Below are 18,279 nucleotides of genomic sequence, written 5' to 3'. Positions count from 1 at the left end.
TTTTCATCATGATTATTAAAGTTTTGCAAACATAAGAAAATCTTAATTATTGTTAAAACAATATTAAAATAATTTTTATCAAATGATTATCAGCAATATAAACAAAATATAGCAGATACCACCATTCAATATTCCTGGGATTTGGACATAAAAAAAGACCTCATTTCTGAAGCCTTTAATTTTTTTGTTTTTTAATCATTTGGAATTTTCTTACTATCAAATGGATCACTTCCTAATCCTAGTACTGGGATAAAAATAAATCCAAAAAGTAGAATCAGAATGGTGTACAATGGAGTTTCTTTGGAAAAACCTTTAGCGAGCCTGTCATAAACTACCCAACAGGCATAGATGTTCACCAACGGAATACAGAAAAGAATGATCCACCATATTGGCTTTTTCACAATATCCAGCAGTACAATTGTATTATAAATAGGGATAAAGGCTGCCCAAGCATCTTCTCTTCCCGCTTTCCGGAAAATTTTATACATACAGTATCCGTAAAAAATATAGCACACTAGACCGAAGAACATTGTTCCTATCCCAAGTCCTGCAGCAGCAGCGCCATTCATCCCCTCATAAGGGTCTGCTTGTAAAAGAGTTAACATAGTATTATTTTTTTTGATTTGTCCAAATATAAAAAAAGCTTCTAAATAATTAGAAGCTTTTTTATTATATTTTTAAAAACGATTATGCATCGATCTTTGCATATTTCGCATTTTTCTCGATGAATTCTCTTCTTGGCGGAACTTCATCTCCCATCAACATTGAGAAAATACTGTCTGCTTCCACTGCATTATCAATGGTTACCTGCTTCAATATTCTGTGTTCTGGGTTAAGTGTTGTTTCCCAAAGTTGCTCAGGGTTCATTTCTCCAAGACCTTTGTAACGCTGTACTTCTACTCCTTTTCCGTCCGGAGACATTTCCAGTGTAAACTCTTCACGCTCTTTCTCGTTATAAGCATAGATTTTTTTGTTTCCTTTCTTTAATAAATATAAAGGAGGTTGAGCGATATAGATATATCCATTCTCAATAAGTTCCTTCATATATCTGAAGAAGAAAGTAAGGATAAGAGTTGAAATGTGAGATCCGTCGATATCGGCATCGGTCATGATTACGATTTTGTGATATCTCAGCTTAGCCATGTTCAATGCTTTGCTATCTTCTTCTGTACCTACAGAAACTCCAAGAGCGGTGTAGATATTTCTGATTTCCTCATTATCGTAAACTTTATGAAGCATAGATTTTTCTACGTTCAAAATCTTACCTCTCAAAGGAAGAATAGCCTGAAAGTGTCTGTCACGTCCCTGTTTAGCTGTTCCACCCGCGGAATCTCCCTCTACAAGGAAAATTTCAGATTCTGCCGGATCTTTAGATGAACAGTCAGATAGTTTACCCGGAAGACCAGAACCTCCCATTGGAGATTTTCTCTGAACCATTTCACGAGCTTTCTTAGCGGCCTGTCTTGCTTTTGCTGCTAAAACAACTTTCTGAACAATTATTTTAGCTTCGTTAGGGTTTTCTTCCAAGAAATTAGTAAGCATTTCCCCTACAATTTTATCTACAGCTCCTGAAACTTCAGAGTTTCCTAATTTTGTTTTGGTCTGCCCTTCAAACTGAGGTTCCATTACCTTTACAGAAACTACTGCTGTTAATCCCTCACGGAAGTCATCACCGGTAATTTCTACTTTTTCTTTCGCCGGAAGCCCCAATTCGTCAGCATATTTCTTTAAAGTTCTCGTTAAAGCTCTTCTGAAACCTGCAAGGTGAGTACCTCCTTCGTGAGTGTTAATGTTATTAACATAAGAATGAAGATTTTCATTAAAAGAAGTATTGTAACGCATCGCTACTTCTACAGGAATATCGTCTCTTTCTCCTTCCATGAAAATCACATGTTCCATAATAGACTCACGGTTTCCATCGATGTAAGCGACGAATTCTTTTAATCCTCCTTCAGAATGAAAAACTTCTGATTTGAAAGAACCGTCTTCCAATTTCTCTCTCTCATCAGTAAGCGTTATCGTGATTCCTTTATTAAGGTAAGAAAGTTCTCTTAAACGGCTTGCTAATGTATCGTAATTGTAAACTAATTCTGTAAATATTGTATCGTCCGGCTGGAAAAACTGCTTGGTCCCTCTTCTTTCACTGTGACCAATTTCTTCAACTCCCGTCTGGGCTTTTCCTCTTGAATAGATCTGTTGGTATACATTCCCGTCTCTGTAAACAGTGGTGATCATTTCGTTGGAAAGTGCATTCACACAAGAAACCCCAACTCCGTGAAGACCACCAGAAACTTTATAAGAATCTTTATCAAACTTACCTCCGGCACCTATCTTTGTCATTACAACCTCAAGGGCTGATTTTTGTTCTTTTTCGTGGAAGTCTACCGGAATACCTCTACCATTATCGCTTACTTCAATTCCGTTTCCTTCTTTAATGCTTACGAAAATCGTATCACAGTATCCTGCCAACGCTTCGTCAATAGAGTTATCTACTACTTCATAAACCAAGTGGTGAAGTCCTCTGACTCCTACATCACCAATGTACATTGAAGGACGCATACGAACGTGCTCCATTCCTTCCAATGCCTGAATACTACTAGCTGTATATTGTTTCTGACTCATATCAAATATTAAAATCTTGCCATATGCAAAGACCTACAAATATCGTGATTTTTTTCGAGGTATAAAAGTTAAAAATTGTCAAAAAAGCATGAGTATAAGAATAAAAAACACCAAAAGAAATCTATCTGTATTTTTAGAGTAATCAATTTAAATCATTACAAATTCAAAATCAATTTTTTATCATTTTTTGAAAGTAATGATCTCGGAACCTGTACTACTTTAAACAGGCTTATTTTGTCATTCAAAATCTTGAGTGAGGGCTGTTATTTAGAAATAAAGGAAACAAAGTTAAAATTCTTTTCATCAAGTCATACTGTATTAAATCATACCTGGGATCAATAATTTATACGTAAATTTATTTACTCAAATAGTTGGTATTATGGATGATTTTATTGCTGCCCGTGCGCAGATGGCCCTTTCTCTGGGCTTCCATATCATTTTCTCGTGTGTAGGTATGGTAATGCCTTTTTTAATGGCTTTTGCCCATTGGAAATACTTAAAAACAAATAATGAAGTCTATAAAGGTCTTACAAAAGCCTGGAGCAAAGGAGTTGCTATTCTGTTTGCAACAGGTGCTGTTTCCGGAACTATGCTTTCCTTTGAGCTGGGACTTCTGTGGCCTGGTTTTATGAAACACGCCGGACCTATATTCGGGATGCCGTTTTCTCTGGAAGGGACGGCTTTTTTTATTGAAGCAATTGCCATAGGATTCTTCTTATATGGTTGGGAAAGATTCAATAAATGGTTTCATTGGTTCTGTGGATTTCTTGTAGGGATAAGTGGACTTGCTTCTGGTATTCTGGTTGTAGCAGCTAATTCCTGGATGAATTCTCCTTCCGGTTTTGATTATATTAACGGACAATATCTTAATATAGATCCTATTAAAGCGATGCTCAACGACGCATGGTTTCCACAAGCGCTGCATATGACGGTAGCTGCATTTTGTGCCACCGGATTTGCCGTAGCTGGAGTTCATGCCTTTATGATTATGAGGAAAAGAAATATTGAGTTTCATACTAAAGCCTTTAGAATTGCAGTAGGTTTTGCCTTGATTGGAGCATTTGGAGCTCCTTTGAGCGGTGATGTTGCGGCAAAGTCCGTAGCAGAAAGGCAACCCATCAAACTGGCCGCTATGGAGGCTCATTTTGAAACAGAGAAAGGTGCTTCGTTTGTTATTGGTGGGATTCCGGATGAAAAAAACGAAGAAATAAAATATGCTATTAAAATTCCTAAAGTTTTAAGTTTTCTGGTAAGCAATGATTTCAATGCGGAAGTGAAAGGGCTTAAAGATTTTCCAAGAGATGAATGGCCGCCTGTTGCCGTTACACATTACGCTTTTCAGATTATGATCTTTTTCGGAGTGGTAATGATCTCCATCGGAGTTGTTTATTTATATGCTTTCTTCTTCAGAAAAGAATGGCTGAGTAAACACTGGCTGCTAAAAACCTTTTTGATAGCAACTCCTTTTGGATATATTGCATTGGAAGCAGGGTGGACAGTAACAGAGGTGGGAAGACAGCCCTGGATTATCTATGGAATTATGAGAACTGTAGATGCAGTCACTCCAATGCCGGGAATACAGTATTCTTTCTATTTCTTTACGGCTATTTTCATATCCTTATCATTGATTCTTGTTTTCCTTTTAAAGAGACAGATTCAAATGGTTCCAAAACTTTACGATCCTACCGATTCTCAGTTTAACGATAAAAACAAGAAATCATGATTTACATTGTTATAGGTTTTCTCTGGCTTTCCATCTGTCTTTATATTATTCTGGGCGGAGCAGATTTCGGGGCTGGTATTGTAGAACTTTTTACCAATAAAAAAGCCCGTCACAAAACCCAGGAAATCATGTATGAATCTATTGCTCCTGTGTGGGAAGCCAATCATATGTGGCTCATCATTGCGATTGTAATCCTTTTTGTGGGGTTTCCTGAAATCTATACTACAATGTCTACCTATCTTCATATTCCTCTGGTATTGATGCTTGTAGGGATCATTGCAAGAGGAACGGCATTTACCTTCAGACATTATGATGCTGTAAAAGATAACTGGCAGGTTCTGTATACCCATATTTTTTACTATGCCAGTCTTTTGACTCCTTTCTTCTTAGGGTTAATTGCAGCTGCAACCGTTTCGCATTCCATCAATCCGGATGCTACCAATTTCCTGGATTTATATATTTACAGTTGGTTGAATTGGTTTGGAGTATCCGTTGGTTTATTTACCGTAGCGCTTTGTGCTTATCTTGCCTCTATTTTTTCATTGAGAGAAACCAAAGACAAGTCTGAACTTTTATTAATGATCAGAAAATCCAAACAGACCATGATCTTTGTGGTTATTACCGGAATTCTTGTCTTTGCAACTGCTTATATTTCAGACATTCCACTGTTAATGTGGGTATTTTCAAAACCTTTAGGAATTATGTCGATTGCTTTTGCTACGATTGCCTTGCTTCTTATTCTTAGGGCTCTGAACCGTCAGAAACTGCTTCCTGTACGTGCGCTGGCAGGATTTCAGATGGTGATGATCCTTGTAGCAGCTACCTATCAGCACAATCCGAATATTATTCTTTTAGGGAATGGGCAACATCTTTCTCTGTTAGAACATATGGCACCGGCAAAAACCATTTCTGCCTTGGGCTGGGCACTGATGCTAGGTTCATTATTTATTCTTCCGTTTTTATTTTATCTGATGGCTTCATTCAGTAAGTTGAGAAAATAACAATCCATCATGCAGAATTATAAAGATAAAACCGAACTTATTGAAGAAATCAGGAAAAGATATCTTCTGTATGATCAGGAATTTGAAAATATAAAAGAAGAAGACAAAAATCTATTACAACCCGGAGTCGATAAAACACCTTTTCAGAATCTCTCCTATCAAATTGGATGGACAAACTTACTTCTTCAATGGGAATCTGATGAAAAGAAAGGCATTGATGTAAAAACACCAACTCCTGATTATAAATGGAATAATTTAAAAGGTTTATACGAATCTTTTTACACTCAATACAGCTCTTTTACCATCGCTCAACAGAGAGCTTTGCTAAAAAAACAGGTGAACGAAATTATAGAATGGATCGAATCTCTGGATCATGAAACTTTATTTTTACCGGAACAGAGAAAGTGGGCCACAACGCCTGCAAAATGGCCGGTCTGGAAATGGATCCACATCAATACGGTAGCGCCATTCAAAAACTTTAGGACACCGCTTCGGAAATGGAAAAAAGAAAAAGGTACAGAATAATTCTGTACCTTTTATATGTATATCTTATGAGAAATCTTAAGCCAATTTCATCAAAAGAACATCGTCAATTTTCTCTACTTTCACAATATTATTCTTTGTTAAAGTTTTAGACGCTTTGTCCCATTTCTTACCGGATAACTGGCTTCTTTCTTTTACTTCAGCTAAAGACATTGCTTCTTCCTGAGAATTAAGAATTTCAAGGATTACTTTTTCATCTTCTCCCAATTCAATCTGAGGAACTGCTTTTTCAGGTCTCATCTGAGGGAAGAATAATACTTCCTGAATGGAAGGGTTATTTGTTAAGAACATGATCAGTCTATCCATACCGATTCCTAATCCTGAAGTTGGCGGCATACCATACTCAAGAGCTCTTAGGAAATCCTGATCGATGAACATTGCCTCATCGTCTCCTCTTTCAGATAAAGCCATTTGTGCTTCAAAACGTTCTCTTTGATCGATAGGATCATTAAGCTCTGAATAAGCGTTGGCAATTTCTTTACCGCACACCATCAATTCAAAACGTTCTGTTAAGCCTTCTTTGCTTCTGTGTTTCTTTGTCAGTGGAGACATTTCGATCGGATAATCTGTAATGAAAGTCGGCTGAATGAAGTTTCCTTCACATTTCTCACCGAAGATCTCATCAATCAGTTTTCCTTTACCCATCGTCTCATTCACTTCAATACCAATAGACTTAGCAAAATCGTATAATTCCTTCTCCGTTTTTCCAGTGATATCAAAACCTGTAAATTTCAGGATCGCTTCAGTCATAGAAACTCTTGGATACGGTGCTTTGAAGTCTACATTATGTTCTCCAAATGTAGCCGTTGTAGTTCCATTTACCTGAATCGCACAGAATTCCAATAATTTCTCAGTGAAATCCATCATCCAGTTGTAATCTTTGTACGCTACATAGATTTCCATAGCCGTAAACTCAGGGTTGTGCGTTCTGTCCATTCCTTCATTTCTGAAGTTTTTAGAGAACTCATATACTCCGTCAAAACCACCTACGATCAATCTTTTAAGATATAATTCGTTGGCAATTCTTAAATACAATGGAATATCCAGTGCATTGTGGTGCGTGATGAATGGTTTTGCTGAAGCTCCACCAGGGATTGACTGTAGAATTGGAGTTTCCACTTCAAAATATCCCGCGTCATTAAAGAATGTTCTCATGGCATTGAACAGTTTAGTTCTTTTCACGAAAATTTCTTTCACCTGCGGATTTACCGTTAAATCTACATAACGCTGTCTGTATCTTAATTCAGGATCTGTAAATCCGTCATGTACCACTCCATTCTCATCGGTCTTCGCTTGAGGAAGAGGACGCAAAGCTTTGGTAAGAAGTGTAAAGTTTTTTACTAAAACCGTCTTCTCTCCTACCTGAGTCGTAAACAATTCTCCTTCAATACCAATAATATCACCGATATCTAAAAGGTGTTTGTATACTTCATTATAAAGTTCTTTATCTTCACCCGGACAAATTTCGTCTCTGTTGAAATAAACCTGAATTTTTCCTTTAGAATCTTGCAATTCTGCAAAAGAAGCCTTCCCCTGAATTCTGCGGGACATCAATCTACCAGCGATCTTCACCTGTTTACTTTCAGAGAAGTCCTGTTTTATAGATTCTGTAGTATCTGTGATTATATACTCATCCGCCGGGAACGCATTAATCCCCATTTCAGTAAGCTTATTCAGCTTTTCTCTTCTAATGATTTCTTGTTCTGATAATTGCATTTCTTATTTTTCTAAAAGCGTACAAATTTAGGGATTTTTGAGTTGACCGTCAATTGATTTTTTCAGAAATTTTAAAAAGTGAACAAGGAATGGAGTTGAGATAAGGGATATAAGGTATTGGAACCAATAATTGAAGTATTTAAACGCTGGGGTCGCAAAGATTACTACTATAATGGTAAAAAAACGATCGCAAAGCCGTTTCACTTACCAAGGTACCCTATTATTAGTTAATTTAGTCTCGTAATTTGAGCTATCGTGCCAGAAACTTTAAACTTTGAATTTTAAATCAACCAGGTTTTTCTGTCCTTTTTAGGAATAAACGTCCATGCTAACATTCTGCTTATTTTTTGACCTTGAGCCATATCTATAATTTTGAAATCAGCTTTACATTTCTTTAAAAGAGCAGTCAGTTTAGGAAGATTATCTTTTTTAGAAACCAGACACGTAAACCAAACAACCTGAGATGAATATAAAATACTTTCATTAATCATGTTTGTAATAAAAGCAATTTCGCCTCCTTCGCACCACAATTCAGTCTGCTGTCCGCCAAAGTTTAACAGAGGTTGTTTAGATTTTGATTTTTTAAGATTTTTTGTTTTTCTGAGGTTCCCTTTTATAGCAGATTCTTCGGAATCGTGAAAAGGAGGGTTACACATAGAAAAAGTAAACCTGTCATCCGGACCTATTATATTTTTAAAAATATGGTTTGAATCTGGCTGATGTTTCAACTGAATTGATGATTCTAAATCAGGATTTTGATCTAAAATATGCTGTGCATTTTTCAAAGAATCCTCATTAATATCGGTTCCCATCATTTGCCATCCGTAAGACCTTTGGGCAATTAACGGGTACACAAGGTTGGCCCCTACCCCAATGTCCAATCCTTTCACAGAGCTCCCTTCAGGAATATGATTTTCTTTATCTGCCAAAAGGTCTGCAATATAATGTACATAATCGGCCCTGCCAGGAATCGGAGGACATAAATTGGTATCAGGAATATCCCAATTTTTAATATGGTAAAAATGTAAAAGGAGTGCCTTGTTGAGAAGTTTAACCGCTTCAGGAATACTGAAATTGATGGTTACCGTTTGATAGGCATTTACAAAAACGTAATGTTTCAGTTCCGGCACACAAGAAATAAGCTGCTCAAAATCATAGGGATTGCGATGCAGATTTCTTGTGTGCAGACTGGATTTTTCAGCGGACATATTTTATTTCTTCTGACTTAAAATATATTCTACCATTTTTTTGGCATCTTCTTTAGACACCTGTGGATGGGCAGCCATAGGAACACCTCCCCATACTCCACTTCCGCCTTCTATAATTTTGGAAGCCAACAGCTCTATATCCTTTTCGGTATATTTACCGGCAATTTCCTTATAAGAAGGTCCTATCATTCTCTCATTAACAGAGTGACATCCTGAGCAGTCTAAAGTTTCCATGATCTGGTCACCGGAAAGATTAGATTTTGCAGGTTCTGAAACAGCAGCGGTTTCAGAAGAAGAGGAAGACACTTCTGCTGTATTTTCTTTTTTAGAACAGGAAAACATGAGAAATCCTAATGCCCCTGCCAAAAATATTTTTTTCATTATTTTTTTGCTGTAGAATCTGTTTTAGCAGCTTCAGGAGCAGGTGTAGCCGGAGTTGCAGCAGCTGGAGCAGCAGGTTTTGCCGTAGAATCTACTACTGTAGTTGCTTCCGGCTCTTCAAGCATCGTGTTGCTGTCTTGTAATGAATGATCTACTTTTTTAGAACAGTTTACTACTAATAAACCTCCGATAAATGCAATTGCTAATACTTTTTTCATTGTTTTCTAATTTGACAGCAAAAATATAAAAAATAAAGTTTTAAACTTATGATAAATGTTCTCTTTAACTGAAATTTTAAAGATGAGCATACCTCTTGAATTCATTTATATGAAGTATTTGACCTTTCTTAGAAATAGGATGTCCGGATAAATAATATGTCTTTAAATATCTCAAAGTTTGCGACTTGGGATCAAATACCTTTCCGACTTTTATATTAAAATAGTAACTTTAAACCATGGTTTTAATTTCAAAGATTCTGTTTTTTACCAGCCATCATGGTTTTTACACCGTGATCCTGCTCATCGTATTCTTTGTGCTACTGTCTTATGTAACCAAAAAAGTATGGTTTTTGATTCCTATCATTCCTCTGGCTATTTTGAATGGATTCGGAGGACAATTTATAAACGCATGGTTTCTAAACCAATATGGAACAGAAAGTACAGCAATCATTACTTCAGATGTAGAAACTAATTCTACTCTCAATGACATGTACATTCATGATTATGAAGCCATCGTAAAAAAACAGGATGGGAAATATACCTCAACGTTCTTTTCTACGACTACTGCAGCGATATATCCGATTGAAAATGCTATCAGAATTCCTCGGACGGAAGTCTCATTTCCTGTAAAGTATATTCCGGGATATGAAAAAAATATTGTTATCCTTTATGCCCAGTCAGAACAGGGGCAAACAGAGCTTAAATACTCAAAACTAGCTCCAATTAATTCAGCAAAAATAAAGTATGAAGCAGATAGAACCAACAGAGAGTTTATTGAGGAATACATCTCAGCCTTAGAGGATTATATACAATATTATGATGATGAAAATTATAAATCAAAGCTCAAAGAACTCAAAGAAGAACTTAAGCACCTGAAATAACATAAGTAGACGTTAAGTTTTTTTAATTTTTCACTTTTTTATTTTTTGTATTAAAAATTTTTCTACTTTTGTAGCATGTTTAACATGAGCAACAATATTTGGTGGTGGCTTTCAAACTCTTCGTCGGGTCTGGAAGTATTGTCATGTTGTTAGTAGTACAGCAGAAATAATTAAAATAAACAATATATAGGCTTTGACGGATAACGTTGAAGCCTTTTTTTATTCCTTAATCTCAAAAAAAATAAAACAACAGATGTTTACTGATACAATCAAAATAAAAACCGTTTCGAAAAAAACACTGGGAGATCTTCACACTCCGATGAATATCTATCTGAAGATAAGAGATAAATTCCGTGACACGATTCTTCTGGAAAGTTCTGATTCAAAGAGTATTGATAATAATTTTTCTTTTATTGCCATCAATGCCATTGCCGGAATTGAAGTGAAAAACCTTACTGAATTTGAAATTAAATTTCCTGATTCGGCTCCGGTAAAACAATTTATCATGGAACGAAATATCACCGAGATATTTGAAGATTTCCGCAAAGCTTTTGAATGTGAGAAAACCAATGATCCTATAGAGCAGACGGCTCAGAGCCTTTTTGGCTATACCAGTTTTGAAGCGGTACAGTTCTTCGAAAATATTGATTTAAAGGCACAAAGCCCAGAAGTAGAAATTCCTATTTTAAGATATCGATTATATCAGTATGTGATTGCTATCAACCATTTTAATGATGAAATGTACATTATTGAAAATCAAATTAATGGAATTAAATCTGAGCTCCATTTATTAGAAAACCTCATCAAAAATCAGAATACCCCGGTTTATCCTTTCGAAAAGAACGGTCAGGAAACATCCAACATCACCAGCGAGGAATATATTGAACTGGTAAAAACCGCTCAGAAGCACTGCATGAGAGGAGATGTATTCCAATTGGTACTCAGCAGAAGGTTTGAACAGAAATTTAAAGGAGACGAATTTAACGTTTACAGAGCATTGAGAAACATCAACCCATCTCCTTACCTATTCTACTTTGATTATGGAAGTTACAAGCTTTTTGGATCAAGTCCTGAAAGCCAACTCATTATAAAAAATAATAAAGCGACCATACACCCCATTGCAGGAACCGCAAGGAGAACAGGTAATTTTGAAGCTGATCTTCAAGCCATAGAAGCTTTAAAAGCAGATCCTAAAGAAAATGCCGAACACACTATGCTGGTAGATCTGGCAAGAAATGATTTGGGAAAACTTGGTAAAAATGTAACGGTTACCAAACTTAAAGAGATACAGCTTTTTTCTCATGTTATTCATATGGTAAGTGAAGTGACGGCAGAGCTACCGGAAGATATCAATCCTTTAGAAATGGTTTCTGCCACTTTTCCTCAGGGAACTTTAAGTGGAGCTCCAAAACATAAAGCTCTTCAGCTGATTGATCAATATGAAAAAGATTCCCGCGGATATTATGGAGGATGCATCGGAATGATAGGATTAAACGGAACCTGCAATCAGGCCATTATGATCAGAACCTTCTTAAGCAAGAACAATACACTCTATTATCAGGCCGGTGCGGGACTTGTTGCCAAATCGATCCCGGAAAACGAGCTTCAGGAAGTAAACAATAAGTTAAATGCATTAAAGAAAGCAGTAGAGAAAGCAGAAAAGCTGGTAGAAAATTAATACCAGTCATAGCAAAGCCCCCTAACCATCCTCAACAAAAAATAAAAAAATGGACAACAATATAAACACCCAGCAAACTCAATCAAAGGTTCTTGTCTTTGACAACTATGACAGCTTTACCTATAATCTTGTTCAGATCATTGAAAAAATTCTGAATCAGAAAGTAGATGTCGTAAGAAATGACAAAATAACGTTGGAAGAAATAGATCAGTACGATAAAATCATTCTTTCACCAGGCCCGGGAATTCCAGAGGAAGCAGGTATTCTATTGGATTTGATTAAAGAATATGCTCCTACAAAAAGTATTCTGGGAGTTTGTCTTGGCCAGCAGGCTATTGCCGAAGCTTTTGGAGGAAGTCTGATCAATCTTTCGGAGATTTTTCACGGAGTAGCCACCACCACAGAACTTGTGAAAGAAAACACAAAACTTTTCAGAAACCTGAACTCAGGAATTGAAGTGGGAAGATACCACAGCTGGGCAGTAAATCCTGATGATTTCCCAACAGACCTCGAAATCACAGCAGTAGATAAAGACGGAATGATCATGGCTTTGCAGCATAAAACATACGATGTGCACGCTGTACAGTTTCACCCTGAAAGCATTTTGACTCCCGAAGGAGAAGTTATTATTAAAAATTTTCTTCTATAATGATAGCAACAGAAAAACCCTCAACCCTAAAAACACCCCAAATGAAGGACATATTACAATACCTTTTCAACCATCATACGCTCTCAAAATCTGAAGCGAAAGCCATGATGATCGAAATTGCACAGAATAAATTCAATGCCTCAGAGGTTACTGCTTTTATCAGCGTTTTCCTGATGCGAAACATCACCCTGAAAGAACTGGAAGGCTTTAGAGAAGCTCTCCTTCAGATGGCCGTTCCTGTACATGTAGACGCCAGCGATGCAATAGATATTGTAGGAACAGGTGGTGACGGAAAAAATACAATCAATATATCAACCCTAGCCAGCTTTGTAGTGGCTGGAGCAGGACAAAAAGTAACAAAGCACGGAAATTACGGAGCATCTACCGTTACGGGCTCATCCAACGTACTTGAAGAACTTGGGTATCAGTTCAAAAACAATTCAGATCTGCTGAATGAAGATCTTGAAAGAGCCAATATCTGTTTCCTGCATGCCCCATACTTCCACCCCGCTTTACAATCTGTTGGTTTATTAAGAAAATCATTGGGATTAAGAACATTTTTCAATCTCTTAGGTCCTTTAGTTAATCCCGTAAAACCTCAGTTTTCAATGATTGGTGTGTACAATCTGGAAATCGCAAGAATTTATCAGTACCTGCTTCAAAAAGAAGATCCTGAGTTTATTCTGGTTCACGGACTGGATGGTTATGACGAAATCAGTCTGACTCATGACAGTAAGATCATTACCAAAAAAGGAGAAGAAATTTATTCTGCAGAAGATTTAGGGTTCAACCCTGTGCGTCTTGAAGATATCCAAGCCGGAAATACAGCCCAGGAAACTGCAAAAATTTTCAGAAACATTCTTGAAGGAAACGGTACCGAGCAGCAAAATTCTGTAGTGCTGGCCAATGCATCTGTAGCATTGTATCATACTCATAAATTCGGAACCTATGATGATTGCCTGCTTTTAGCTAAAGAAAGTCTGGAAAGTGGAAAAGCTTTAAAAAGCCTTGAACTTCTGATTAACTGATAACATAAGCCAATTAACGATTTTTTACCATTTAATCTCCAAGAACAAGAAATGACCATACTAGATAAAATTATTGAAAGAAAAAAAGAGGAAATTGCCATAGCCAAGGTCAATATCTCTCTTGAGCAGTTAAAAGACACCGAGTTTTTCAAAAAAACTACTTATTCTCTGAAAGAATCAGTGAAAAACAAAAACGGAATTATAGCAGAATTTAAAAGACAGTCTCCCTCAAAAGGAATCATCAATGATCAGGTTCAGCCATTGGAAGTGGTTTCATCTTATGAAAAGTTTGGAGCCAGTGGAATTTCTATTTTAACGGATCAGGATTTTTTCGGAGGAAGTTTCAACGATATCCTGAGTGTTAGAAATCATATTCGTATTCCTATTTTAAGAAAAGATTTTATGATTGATGAATATCAGTTTTATGAAGCGAAAAGTATGGGTGCTGATGTTGTTTTACTGATTGCATCCTGCCTTTCTCCCAATCAGGTTCAGGAATTTACACATCTGGCCCACGAACTGAATATGGAGGTTTTATTGGAAATTCATACAGAAGAAGAACTGAAACATTGTCATAAGGACATGGATCTGGTGGGCATCAACAACAGAAACTTAAAAGATTTCAAAGTAGATCTGCAGCACTCTGTACAGTTGAAAAACCTTCTTCCAAAAGATGTTTTGTCTGTTGCTGAAAGTGGAATTTATAATCTTCAGGATTTCACTTATTTAAAAGAACAGGGATTCAACAGCTTTCTGATGGGAGAATATTTTATGAGAAATACCAATCCCGCAAAAGCTTTTGAAGACTTTACCCAACAAATCTGAAAATTTTTCTATTGAGAATTTAAAATGAATCACCAATTATCATCCCATATGAACCAGCAACCTTGCCTCAAAGTCTGTGGACTGACAAAACCTGAGCAGATTCAAGAGCTTATTGCCCTGAAAGTTGATTTTCTGGGATTCATTTTCTATGAGAAATCTCCCAGGTATGTATTGAATCATCTGACTTTAGAAGATATTTCAGAAATCAAGCATCATGGTAAAACAGGCGTTTTTGTAAATGAAAAAGCAGATAAAATTGCAGAAATTGCTCATCAGGCAAAACTGAACTTTATTCAGCTTCATGGTGATGAAACAAACGATTTTATTTTTGAAGTAAAAGAAAAACTACAGCCTGACATTAAAATCATCAAAGTAATTAGAATCGGAGACAATACTTTTGAGAACCGGAATAAAATTGCAGAGATTTTCAATATAAAAAACAGCGATATTCCCCAACCTGCAAGCTATTATTTATTTGATACAGACAGCAAAGCCTTTGGCGGGACAGGAAAACAGTTCGATTGGACATTGCTGAACGAATTTGACATTCCACTTCCCTACTTTCTGAGCGGTGGAATTTCGGAAGAAAATATTGAAAACATAACCTTGCTGAAACAAAAGCCTTTCGCTTTAGATATCAATTCAAAATTTGAAATAGAGCCTGGAAATAAAAATATTAGCAGAATAGAGCAATTTAAAACTTTATACCAGCAGAATATATAACCTACAAAAACACACAATGATGAATATACATTTGCTAAAAAAGACATTTTACAAAACATTATTTCCACCCAAATTTGGAAATGAAAAAATTCAGACGCTCTATCACTTTGTTTCACAAAATGACAGCAATATAGGACACTGGGAAATCGGAGGACTGTTATCTGATTTTATTGCTATTATTAAAGATTTCAAAGAAGCGGACATTCAGTATTTTTTTGAAAGAATCAGATTGTGGAATAGCTATTATCTTGTTATTATTTCAGATAAATTTTTGGAGCCTCATGTCAAAGCAAATGTAAAATATGATTTAGGTTTAATTTATACAAAAATATTTCTGCTCTATGAAGACACAGATCCTTATTATCTGATTGATAATCTGGAAATTGCCATCACCATGTATCACTCCAAAATAGACAAGGCAACCTTAATTGATTTGACCCATAAAATTGAGCTCATGCATTATAAAAAGCTCATTACCAAACAACAATATGATCACCATCTCACTTTTATTAATAGTTTAAACCAATGAAGCATCAGATAAAACAGACAAAAGCTCTCACAAAAAATGAAATTGAACAGATTCTTCAACTTTGGGAAATTCCAGCCTGGAAGAACATGAACGCTCACGATTTTCATCACTTCTTCAAAGACTCTGAGTTTCACTTTCTGACGGATACCCATGAACATCTATTGGCCGTTATTCGTCTAAATTTTGATTTTACACTGGAGATCATGGGCAAAAAACTGGCATTTGCAGAAGCTGTTGGACTTGTTGCCGCCCAAAAGAAAAAAGGATACGGAAACCGATTGGTTCAGCATTTTACGGAATATGTTATTAAAAGAAATATAGAAACCATAGGATTCTGCCACCACGAGCTCCGCCCGTTTTATGAGAAATGTGAAATTGAAATATTATATGACAAAGCCAAAGCAATCAAAGAAAATGTAGATTCAGAATGGATCAACGCTGAAGATGATGATATTTTAATCTTCAATGTTTCCGAAGAAAGAAAAAAACTGCTCAATCAGTTGAGTGCTCAGAATAATGCTTATTTAATGACTAAAGAATAAAGAAATGAATTATAAAAACCCCGATGAAAACGGATACTATGGCGAATTTGGCGGTGCTTTTGTGCCGGAAATGCTCTATCCTAATGTAGAAGAACTGCAAAAAAACTATCTTGAAATCATAGCATCTGAAGATTTTCAGAGCGAATATCAGGATCTCCTTACAAATTATGTAGGCCGCGCAACACCTTTATATTTTGCTAAAAATCTAAGTCAGAAATATGGCACACAAATTTATTTAAAAAGAGAAGATCTTAATCATACCGGAGCCCATAAAATCAATAACGCTTTGGGACAGGTTCTTTTAGCCAAACGTCTTGGAAAAACCAGAATCATTGCAGAAACCGGAGCCGGACAGCACGGAGTAGCCACAGCTACAGCCTGTGCATTACTTGGGTTGGAATGTATTGTCTATATGGGCGAAATTGATATCCAGAGACAGGCTCCCAATGTTGCCCGAATGAAAATGCTTGGTGCAGAAGTTGTAGCCGCTACTTCAGGTTCAAAAACGTTAAAAGATGCTGTAAATGAAGCTTTAAGAGACTGGATCAATAACCCCATTACCACTCATTACGTGATTGGAAGTGTAGTGGGCCCTCATCCCTTCCCGGATCTTGTGGCAAGATTTCAAAGCATTATTTCAAAAGAGATCAAAGAGCAGCTTCAGGAAAAAATCGGAAGACCAAATCCTGACTACGTAATTGCCTGCGTAGGTGGTGGAAGTAACGCTGCAGGAACATTCTATCATTTTGTAGAAGAACCTGAAGTGAAAATTATCGCTGCTGAAGCCGGAGGTTTGGGAGTAGATTCGGGGAAAACGGCAGCCACTACTTTCTTAGGAACCCTTGGAGTACTTCATGGTAGCAAAAGTCTTGTTATGCAGACAGCGGATGGACAGGTTATTGAACCCCACTCTATTTCTGCAGGGTTGGATTATCCGGGAATCGGACCTTTTCACGCTCATCTTTTTAAAGAAAAAAGAGCAGAATTTTTCAGTATTAATGATGATGAAGCTTTGAAATGTGCTTTTGAACTTACCAAACTGGAAGGAATCATTCCTGCATTGGAAAGCTCTCATGCACTGGCGGTATTAGATAAAAAGAAATTCCAGGAAGATGATATTGTGGTGATCTGCCTGAGCGGACGTGGAGATAAGGATATGGAAACGTATTTGAAAAACCTGTAAAAAGTCGGATATAAAATGTACAATGTATTTCAAACCTTATACTCTCTACATTTTCCTTTAATACAATAAAAAATGAAAAAACTAAATATATATTTCACAGCAGGAGTTCCACAACTGGAAGATACTGCGGATATTATACAACTGATTCAGGATTCCGGGGCGGATATGATAGAAATCGGGATGCCTTATTCAGACCCGGTGGCAGACGGACCTGTTATTCAAAAAGCTCACGAACAGGCGCTACAGAACGGAATGACTATTGAAAAACTTTTTTCACAGTTAAAGACCATCAAAGATACAATCAGAATTCCTGTTATTTTAATGGGGTATATCAATCCGGTCTTAAGCTTTGGATTCGAAAGATTCTGCCAGGAATGCTCAGAAAGTGGCGTTTCGGGATTAATCCTTCCTGATCTTCCGCCTATTGAGTTTGAGAAAAATTATCAGCAGATCTTACAAAAATACCATCTTAATTTTACCTTTTTGGTCACTCCGGAAACTTCCGATGAACGAATCGTATACCTTGATTCTTTAAGCTCTGGTTTTCTATATGCTGTAAGTTCCTCATCTACAACAGGAAATGACAATGCTGTTCTGAAAAACGAAAACTATCTCAACAGATTAGCCACCCTTCCTCTTAAAAATCCGGTAATGATTGGTTTTGGAATCAAATCTAAAAATGATTTTGAAAATGTAACGGAAAAAGCGGACGGAGGAATTATTGGAACTGCTTTTGTAAATATTCTACTGCAGGATAAAGACTGGAGGAAAAGTGCTATAGATTTTATCCATTCCATAAAAGCGTAAAAATCACTAAATTTGTATATCA

At 36.6% G+C, this 18,279-nt stretch carries 19 protein-coding genes; 13 read left to right on the top strand and 6 right to left on the bottom strand.

The window, feature by feature from the left end; translation table 11 throughout:
* Positions 1–191: 191 nt before the first annotated feature.
* The gene (locus ACL9RH_RS01620) at positions 192–605 is read right to left on the bottom strand and encodes a DUF5684 domain-containing protein (protein WP_422691582.1); all 414 of its coding nucleotides are present in this window, start codon (positions 603–605) and stop codon (positions 192–194) included.
* 82 nt (positions 606–687) lie between these two features.
* On the bottom strand, positions 688–2,622 hold the full coding sequence (gene gyrB, locus ACL9RH_RS01615) for a DNA topoisomerase (ATP-hydrolyzing) subunit B (protein ID WP_422691581.1): 1,935 nt from the start codon (positions 2,620–2,622) through the stop codon (positions 688–690).
* A gap of 379 nt (positions 2,623–3,001) precedes the next feature.
* Between gyrB and ACL9RH_RS01610 the strand changes: the two genes are divergently transcribed.
* The 3 genes from ACL9RH_RS01610 to ACL9RH_RS01600 are packed head-to-tail and all read left to right on the top strand — an operon-like array spanning position 3,002 to position 5,871.
* Entirely contained in the window at positions 3,002–4,345 is a 1,344-nt protein-coding gene (locus ACL9RH_RS01610) for a cytochrome ubiquinol oxidase subunit I (RefSeq protein WP_422691580.1), read from the top strand.
* Positions 4,342–5,346, top strand: coding sequence for a cytochrome d ubiquinol oxidase subunit II (locus ACL9RH_RS01605; protein WP_422691579.1), 1,005 nt, complete (start codon positions 4,342–4,344; stop codon positions 5,344–5,346). The genes ACL9RH_RS01610 and ACL9RH_RS01605 overlap by 4 nt, the downstream gene beginning before the upstream one ends.
* 9 nt (positions 5,347–5,355) lie before the next feature.
* Complete coding sequence (locus ACL9RH_RS01600) at positions 5,356–5,871, top strand: ClbS/DfsB family four-helix bundle protein (protein ID WP_422691578.1); 516 nt, start codon at positions 5,356–5,358, stop codon at positions 5,869–5,871.
* A 36-nt stretch (positions 5,872–5,907) separates the two neighbouring features.
* On the opposite strand, the gene lysS is transcribed toward ACL9RH_RS01600, so the two are convergent.
* The 4 genes from lysS to ACL9RH_RS01580 all read right to left on the bottom strand — a co-directional run bounded on the left by lysS (position 5,908) and on the right by ACL9RH_RS01580 (position 9,412).
* On the bottom strand, positions 5,908–7,605 hold the full coding sequence (gene lysS, locus ACL9RH_RS01595; RefSeq protein ID WP_422691577.1) for a lysine--tRNA ligase: 1,698 nt from the start codon (positions 7,603–7,605) through the stop codon (positions 5,908–5,910).
* Between the two features lie 281 nt (positions 7,606–7,886).
* Positions 7,887–8,813, bottom strand: coding sequence for a 23S rRNA (adenine(1618)-N(6))-methyltransferase RlmF (gene rlmF / locus ACL9RH_RS01590; RefSeq protein ID WP_422691576.1), 927 nt, complete (start codon positions 8,811–8,813; stop codon positions 7,887–7,889).
* 3 nt (positions 8,814–8,816) lie between these two features.
* Positions 8,817–9,194 (bottom strand): c-type cytochrome, encoded by a 378-nt coding sequence (locus ACL9RH_RS01585; protein ID WP_422691575.1) that lies wholly within the window; start codon positions 9,192–9,194, stop codon positions 8,817–8,819.
* On the bottom strand, positions 9,194–9,412 hold the full coding sequence (locus ACL9RH_RS01580) for a hypothetical protein (protein WP_422691574.1): 219 nt from the start codon (positions 9,410–9,412) through the stop codon (positions 9,194–9,196). Before ACL9RH_RS01580 ends, ACL9RH_RS01585 begins: the two co-directional genes overlap by 1 nt.
* A 236-nt stretch (positions 9,413–9,648) precedes the next feature.
* Between ACL9RH_RS01580 and ACL9RH_RS01575 the strand changes: the two genes are divergently transcribed.
* From ACL9RH_RS01575 to trpA, 10 genes are all read left to right on the top strand, one after another.
* The gene (locus ACL9RH_RS01575) at positions 9,649–10,293 is read left to right on the top strand and encodes a hypothetical protein (protein ID WP_422691573.1); all 645 of its coding nucleotides are present in this window, start codon (positions 9,649–9,651) and stop codon (positions 10,291–10,293) included.
* 253 nt (positions 10,294–10,546) lie between these two features.
* Positions 10,547–11,971 (top strand): anthranilate synthase component I family protein, encoded by a 1,425-nt coding sequence (locus ACL9RH_RS01570; RefSeq protein WP_422691572.1) that lies wholly within the window; start codon positions 10,547–10,549, stop codon positions 11,969–11,971.
* 49 nt (positions 11,972–12,020) lie between these two features.
* The gene (locus ACL9RH_RS01565) at positions 12,021–12,620 is read left to right on the top strand and encodes an anthranilate synthase component II (protein WP_422691571.1); all 600 of its coding nucleotides are present in this window, start codon (positions 12,021–12,023) and stop codon (positions 12,618–12,620) included.
* Between the two features lie 41 nt (positions 12,621–12,661).
* Positions 12,662–13,648 (top strand): anthranilate phosphoribosyltransferase, encoded by a 987-nt coding sequence (gene trpD / locus ACL9RH_RS01560; protein ID WP_422691570.1) that lies wholly within the window; start codon positions 12,662–12,664, stop codon positions 13,646–13,648.
* 51 nt (positions 13,649–13,699) lie between these two features.
* Positions 13,700–14,473, top strand: a complete 774-nt coding sequence (trpC, locus tag ACL9RH_RS01555) for an indole-3-glycerol phosphate synthase TrpC (protein WP_422691569.1) — start codon at positions 13,700–13,702, stop codon at positions 14,471–14,473.
* A gap of 48 nt (positions 14,474–14,521) precedes the next feature.
* Positions 14,522–15,196 (top strand): phosphoribosylanthranilate isomerase, encoded by a 675-nt coding sequence (locus ACL9RH_RS01550; RefSeq protein WP_422692644.1) that lies wholly within the window; start codon positions 14,522–14,524, stop codon positions 15,194–15,196.
* Positions 15,197–15,212: 16 nt separating this feature from the next.
* Positions 15,213–15,725 carry a hypothetical protein gene (locus ACL9RH_RS01545; protein ID WP_422691568.1) on the top strand — a complete coding sequence of 171 codons (513 nt, stop codon included), beginning with the start codon at positions 15,213–15,215 and terminating at the stop codon, positions 15,723–15,725.
* Positions 15,722–16,267, top strand: coding sequence for a GNAT family N-acetyltransferase (locus ACL9RH_RS01540; protein ID WP_422691567.1), 546 nt, complete (start codon positions 15,722–15,724; stop codon positions 16,265–16,267). Before ACL9RH_RS01545 ends, ACL9RH_RS01540 begins: the two co-directional genes overlap by 4 nt.
* Positions 16,268–16,271: 4 nt before the next feature.
* Positions 16,272–17,450: a tryptophan synthase subunit beta gene (gene trpB / locus ACL9RH_RS01535; protein ID WP_422691566.1), complete on the top strand. Its 1,179-nt coding sequence runs from the start codon at positions 16,272–16,274 to the stop codon at positions 17,448–17,450.
* A gap of 72 nt (positions 17,451–17,522) precedes the next feature.
* The gene (gene trpA / locus ACL9RH_RS01530) at positions 17,523–18,257 is read left to right on the top strand and encodes a tryptophan synthase subunit alpha (RefSeq protein WP_422691565.1); all 735 of its coding nucleotides are present in this window, start codon (positions 17,523–17,525) and stop codon (positions 18,255–18,257) included.
* The last annotated feature ends 22 nt before the right edge of the window (positions 18,258–18,279 follow it).

This window comes from Chryseobacterium sp. Mn2064 (assembly GCF_049319685.1).
In the GTDB taxonomy this organism is placed as follows: domain Bacteria; phylum Bacteroidota; class Bacteroidia; order Flavobacteriales; family Weeksellaceae; genus Chryseobacterium.
Note: the sequence above shows the minus strand (reverse complement) of the source record. Positions and strands in the feature narration are given on the sequence as shown.

Excerpts from the sequence above, each read along its gene's own strand:
- ACL9RH_RS01620 (WP_422691582.1), bottom strand. The coding sequence starts at position 605 with ATGTTAACTCTTTTACAAGCAGACCCTTATGAGGGGATGAATGGCGCT.
- gyrB (WP_422691581.1), bottom strand. The coding sequence starts at position 2,622 with ATGAGTCAGAAACAATATACAGCTAGTAGTATTCAGGCATTGGAAGGA.
- ACL9RH_RS01610 (WP_422691580.1), top strand. The coding sequence starts at position 3,002 with ATGGATGATTTTATTGCTGCCCGTGCGCAGATGGCCCTTTCTCTGGGC.
- ACL9RH_RS01605 (WP_422691579.1), top strand. The coding sequence starts at position 4,342 with ATGATTTACATTGTTATAGGTTTTCTCTGGCTTTCCATCTGTCTTTAT.
- ACL9RH_RS01600 (WP_422691578.1), top strand. The coding sequence starts at position 5,356 with ATGCAGAATTATAAAGATAAAACCGAACTTATTGAAGAAATCAGGAAA.
- lysS (WP_422691577.1), bottom strand. The coding sequence starts at position 7,605 with ATGCAATTATCAGAACAAGAAATCATTAGAAGAGAAAAGCTGAATAAG.
- rlmF (WP_422691576.1), bottom strand. The coding sequence starts at position 8,813 with ATGTCCGCTGAAAAATCCAGTCTGCACACAAGAAATCTGCATCGCAAT.
- ACL9RH_RS01585 (WP_422691575.1), bottom strand. The coding sequence starts at position 9,194 with ATGAAAAAAATATTTTTGGCAGGGGCATTAGGATTTCTCATGTTTTCC.
- ACL9RH_RS01580 (WP_422691574.1), bottom strand. The coding sequence starts at position 9,412 with ATGAAAAAAGTATTAGCAATTGCATTTATCGGAGGTTTATTAGTAGTA.
- ACL9RH_RS01575 (WP_422691573.1), top strand. The coding sequence starts at position 9,649 with ATGGTTTTAATTTCAAAGATTCTGTTTTTTACCAGCCATCATGGTTTT.
- ACL9RH_RS01570 (WP_422691572.1), top strand. The coding sequence starts at position 10,547 with ATGTTTACTGATACAATCAAAATAAAAACCGTTTCGAAAAAAACACTG.
- ACL9RH_RS01565 (WP_422691571.1), top strand. The coding sequence starts at position 12,021 with ATGGACAACAATATAAACACCCAGCAAACTCAATCAAAGGTTCTTGTC.
- trpD (WP_422691570.1), top strand. The coding sequence starts at position 12,662 with ATGAAGGACATATTACAATACCTTTTCAACCATCATACGCTCTCAAAA.
- trpC (WP_422691569.1), top strand. The coding sequence starts at position 13,700 with ATGACCATACTAGATAAAATTATTGAAAGAAAAAAAGAGGAAATTGCC.
- ACL9RH_RS01550 (WP_422692644.1), top strand. The coding sequence starts at position 14,522 with ATGAACCAGCAACCTTGCCTCAAAGTCTGTGGACTGACAAAACCTGAG.
- ACL9RH_RS01545 (WP_422691568.1), top strand. The coding sequence starts at position 15,213 with ATGATGAATATACATTTGCTAAAAAAGACATTTTACAAAACATTATTT.
- ACL9RH_RS01540 (WP_422691567.1), top strand. The coding sequence starts at position 15,722 with ATGAAGCATCAGATAAAACAGACAAAAGCTCTCACAAAAAATGAAATT.
- trpB (WP_422691566.1), top strand. The coding sequence starts at position 16,272 with ATGAATTATAAAAACCCCGATGAAAACGGATACTATGGCGAATTTGGC.
- trpA (WP_422691565.1), top strand. The coding sequence starts at position 17,523 with ATGAAAAAACTAAATATATATTTCACAGCAGGAGTTCCACAACTGGAA.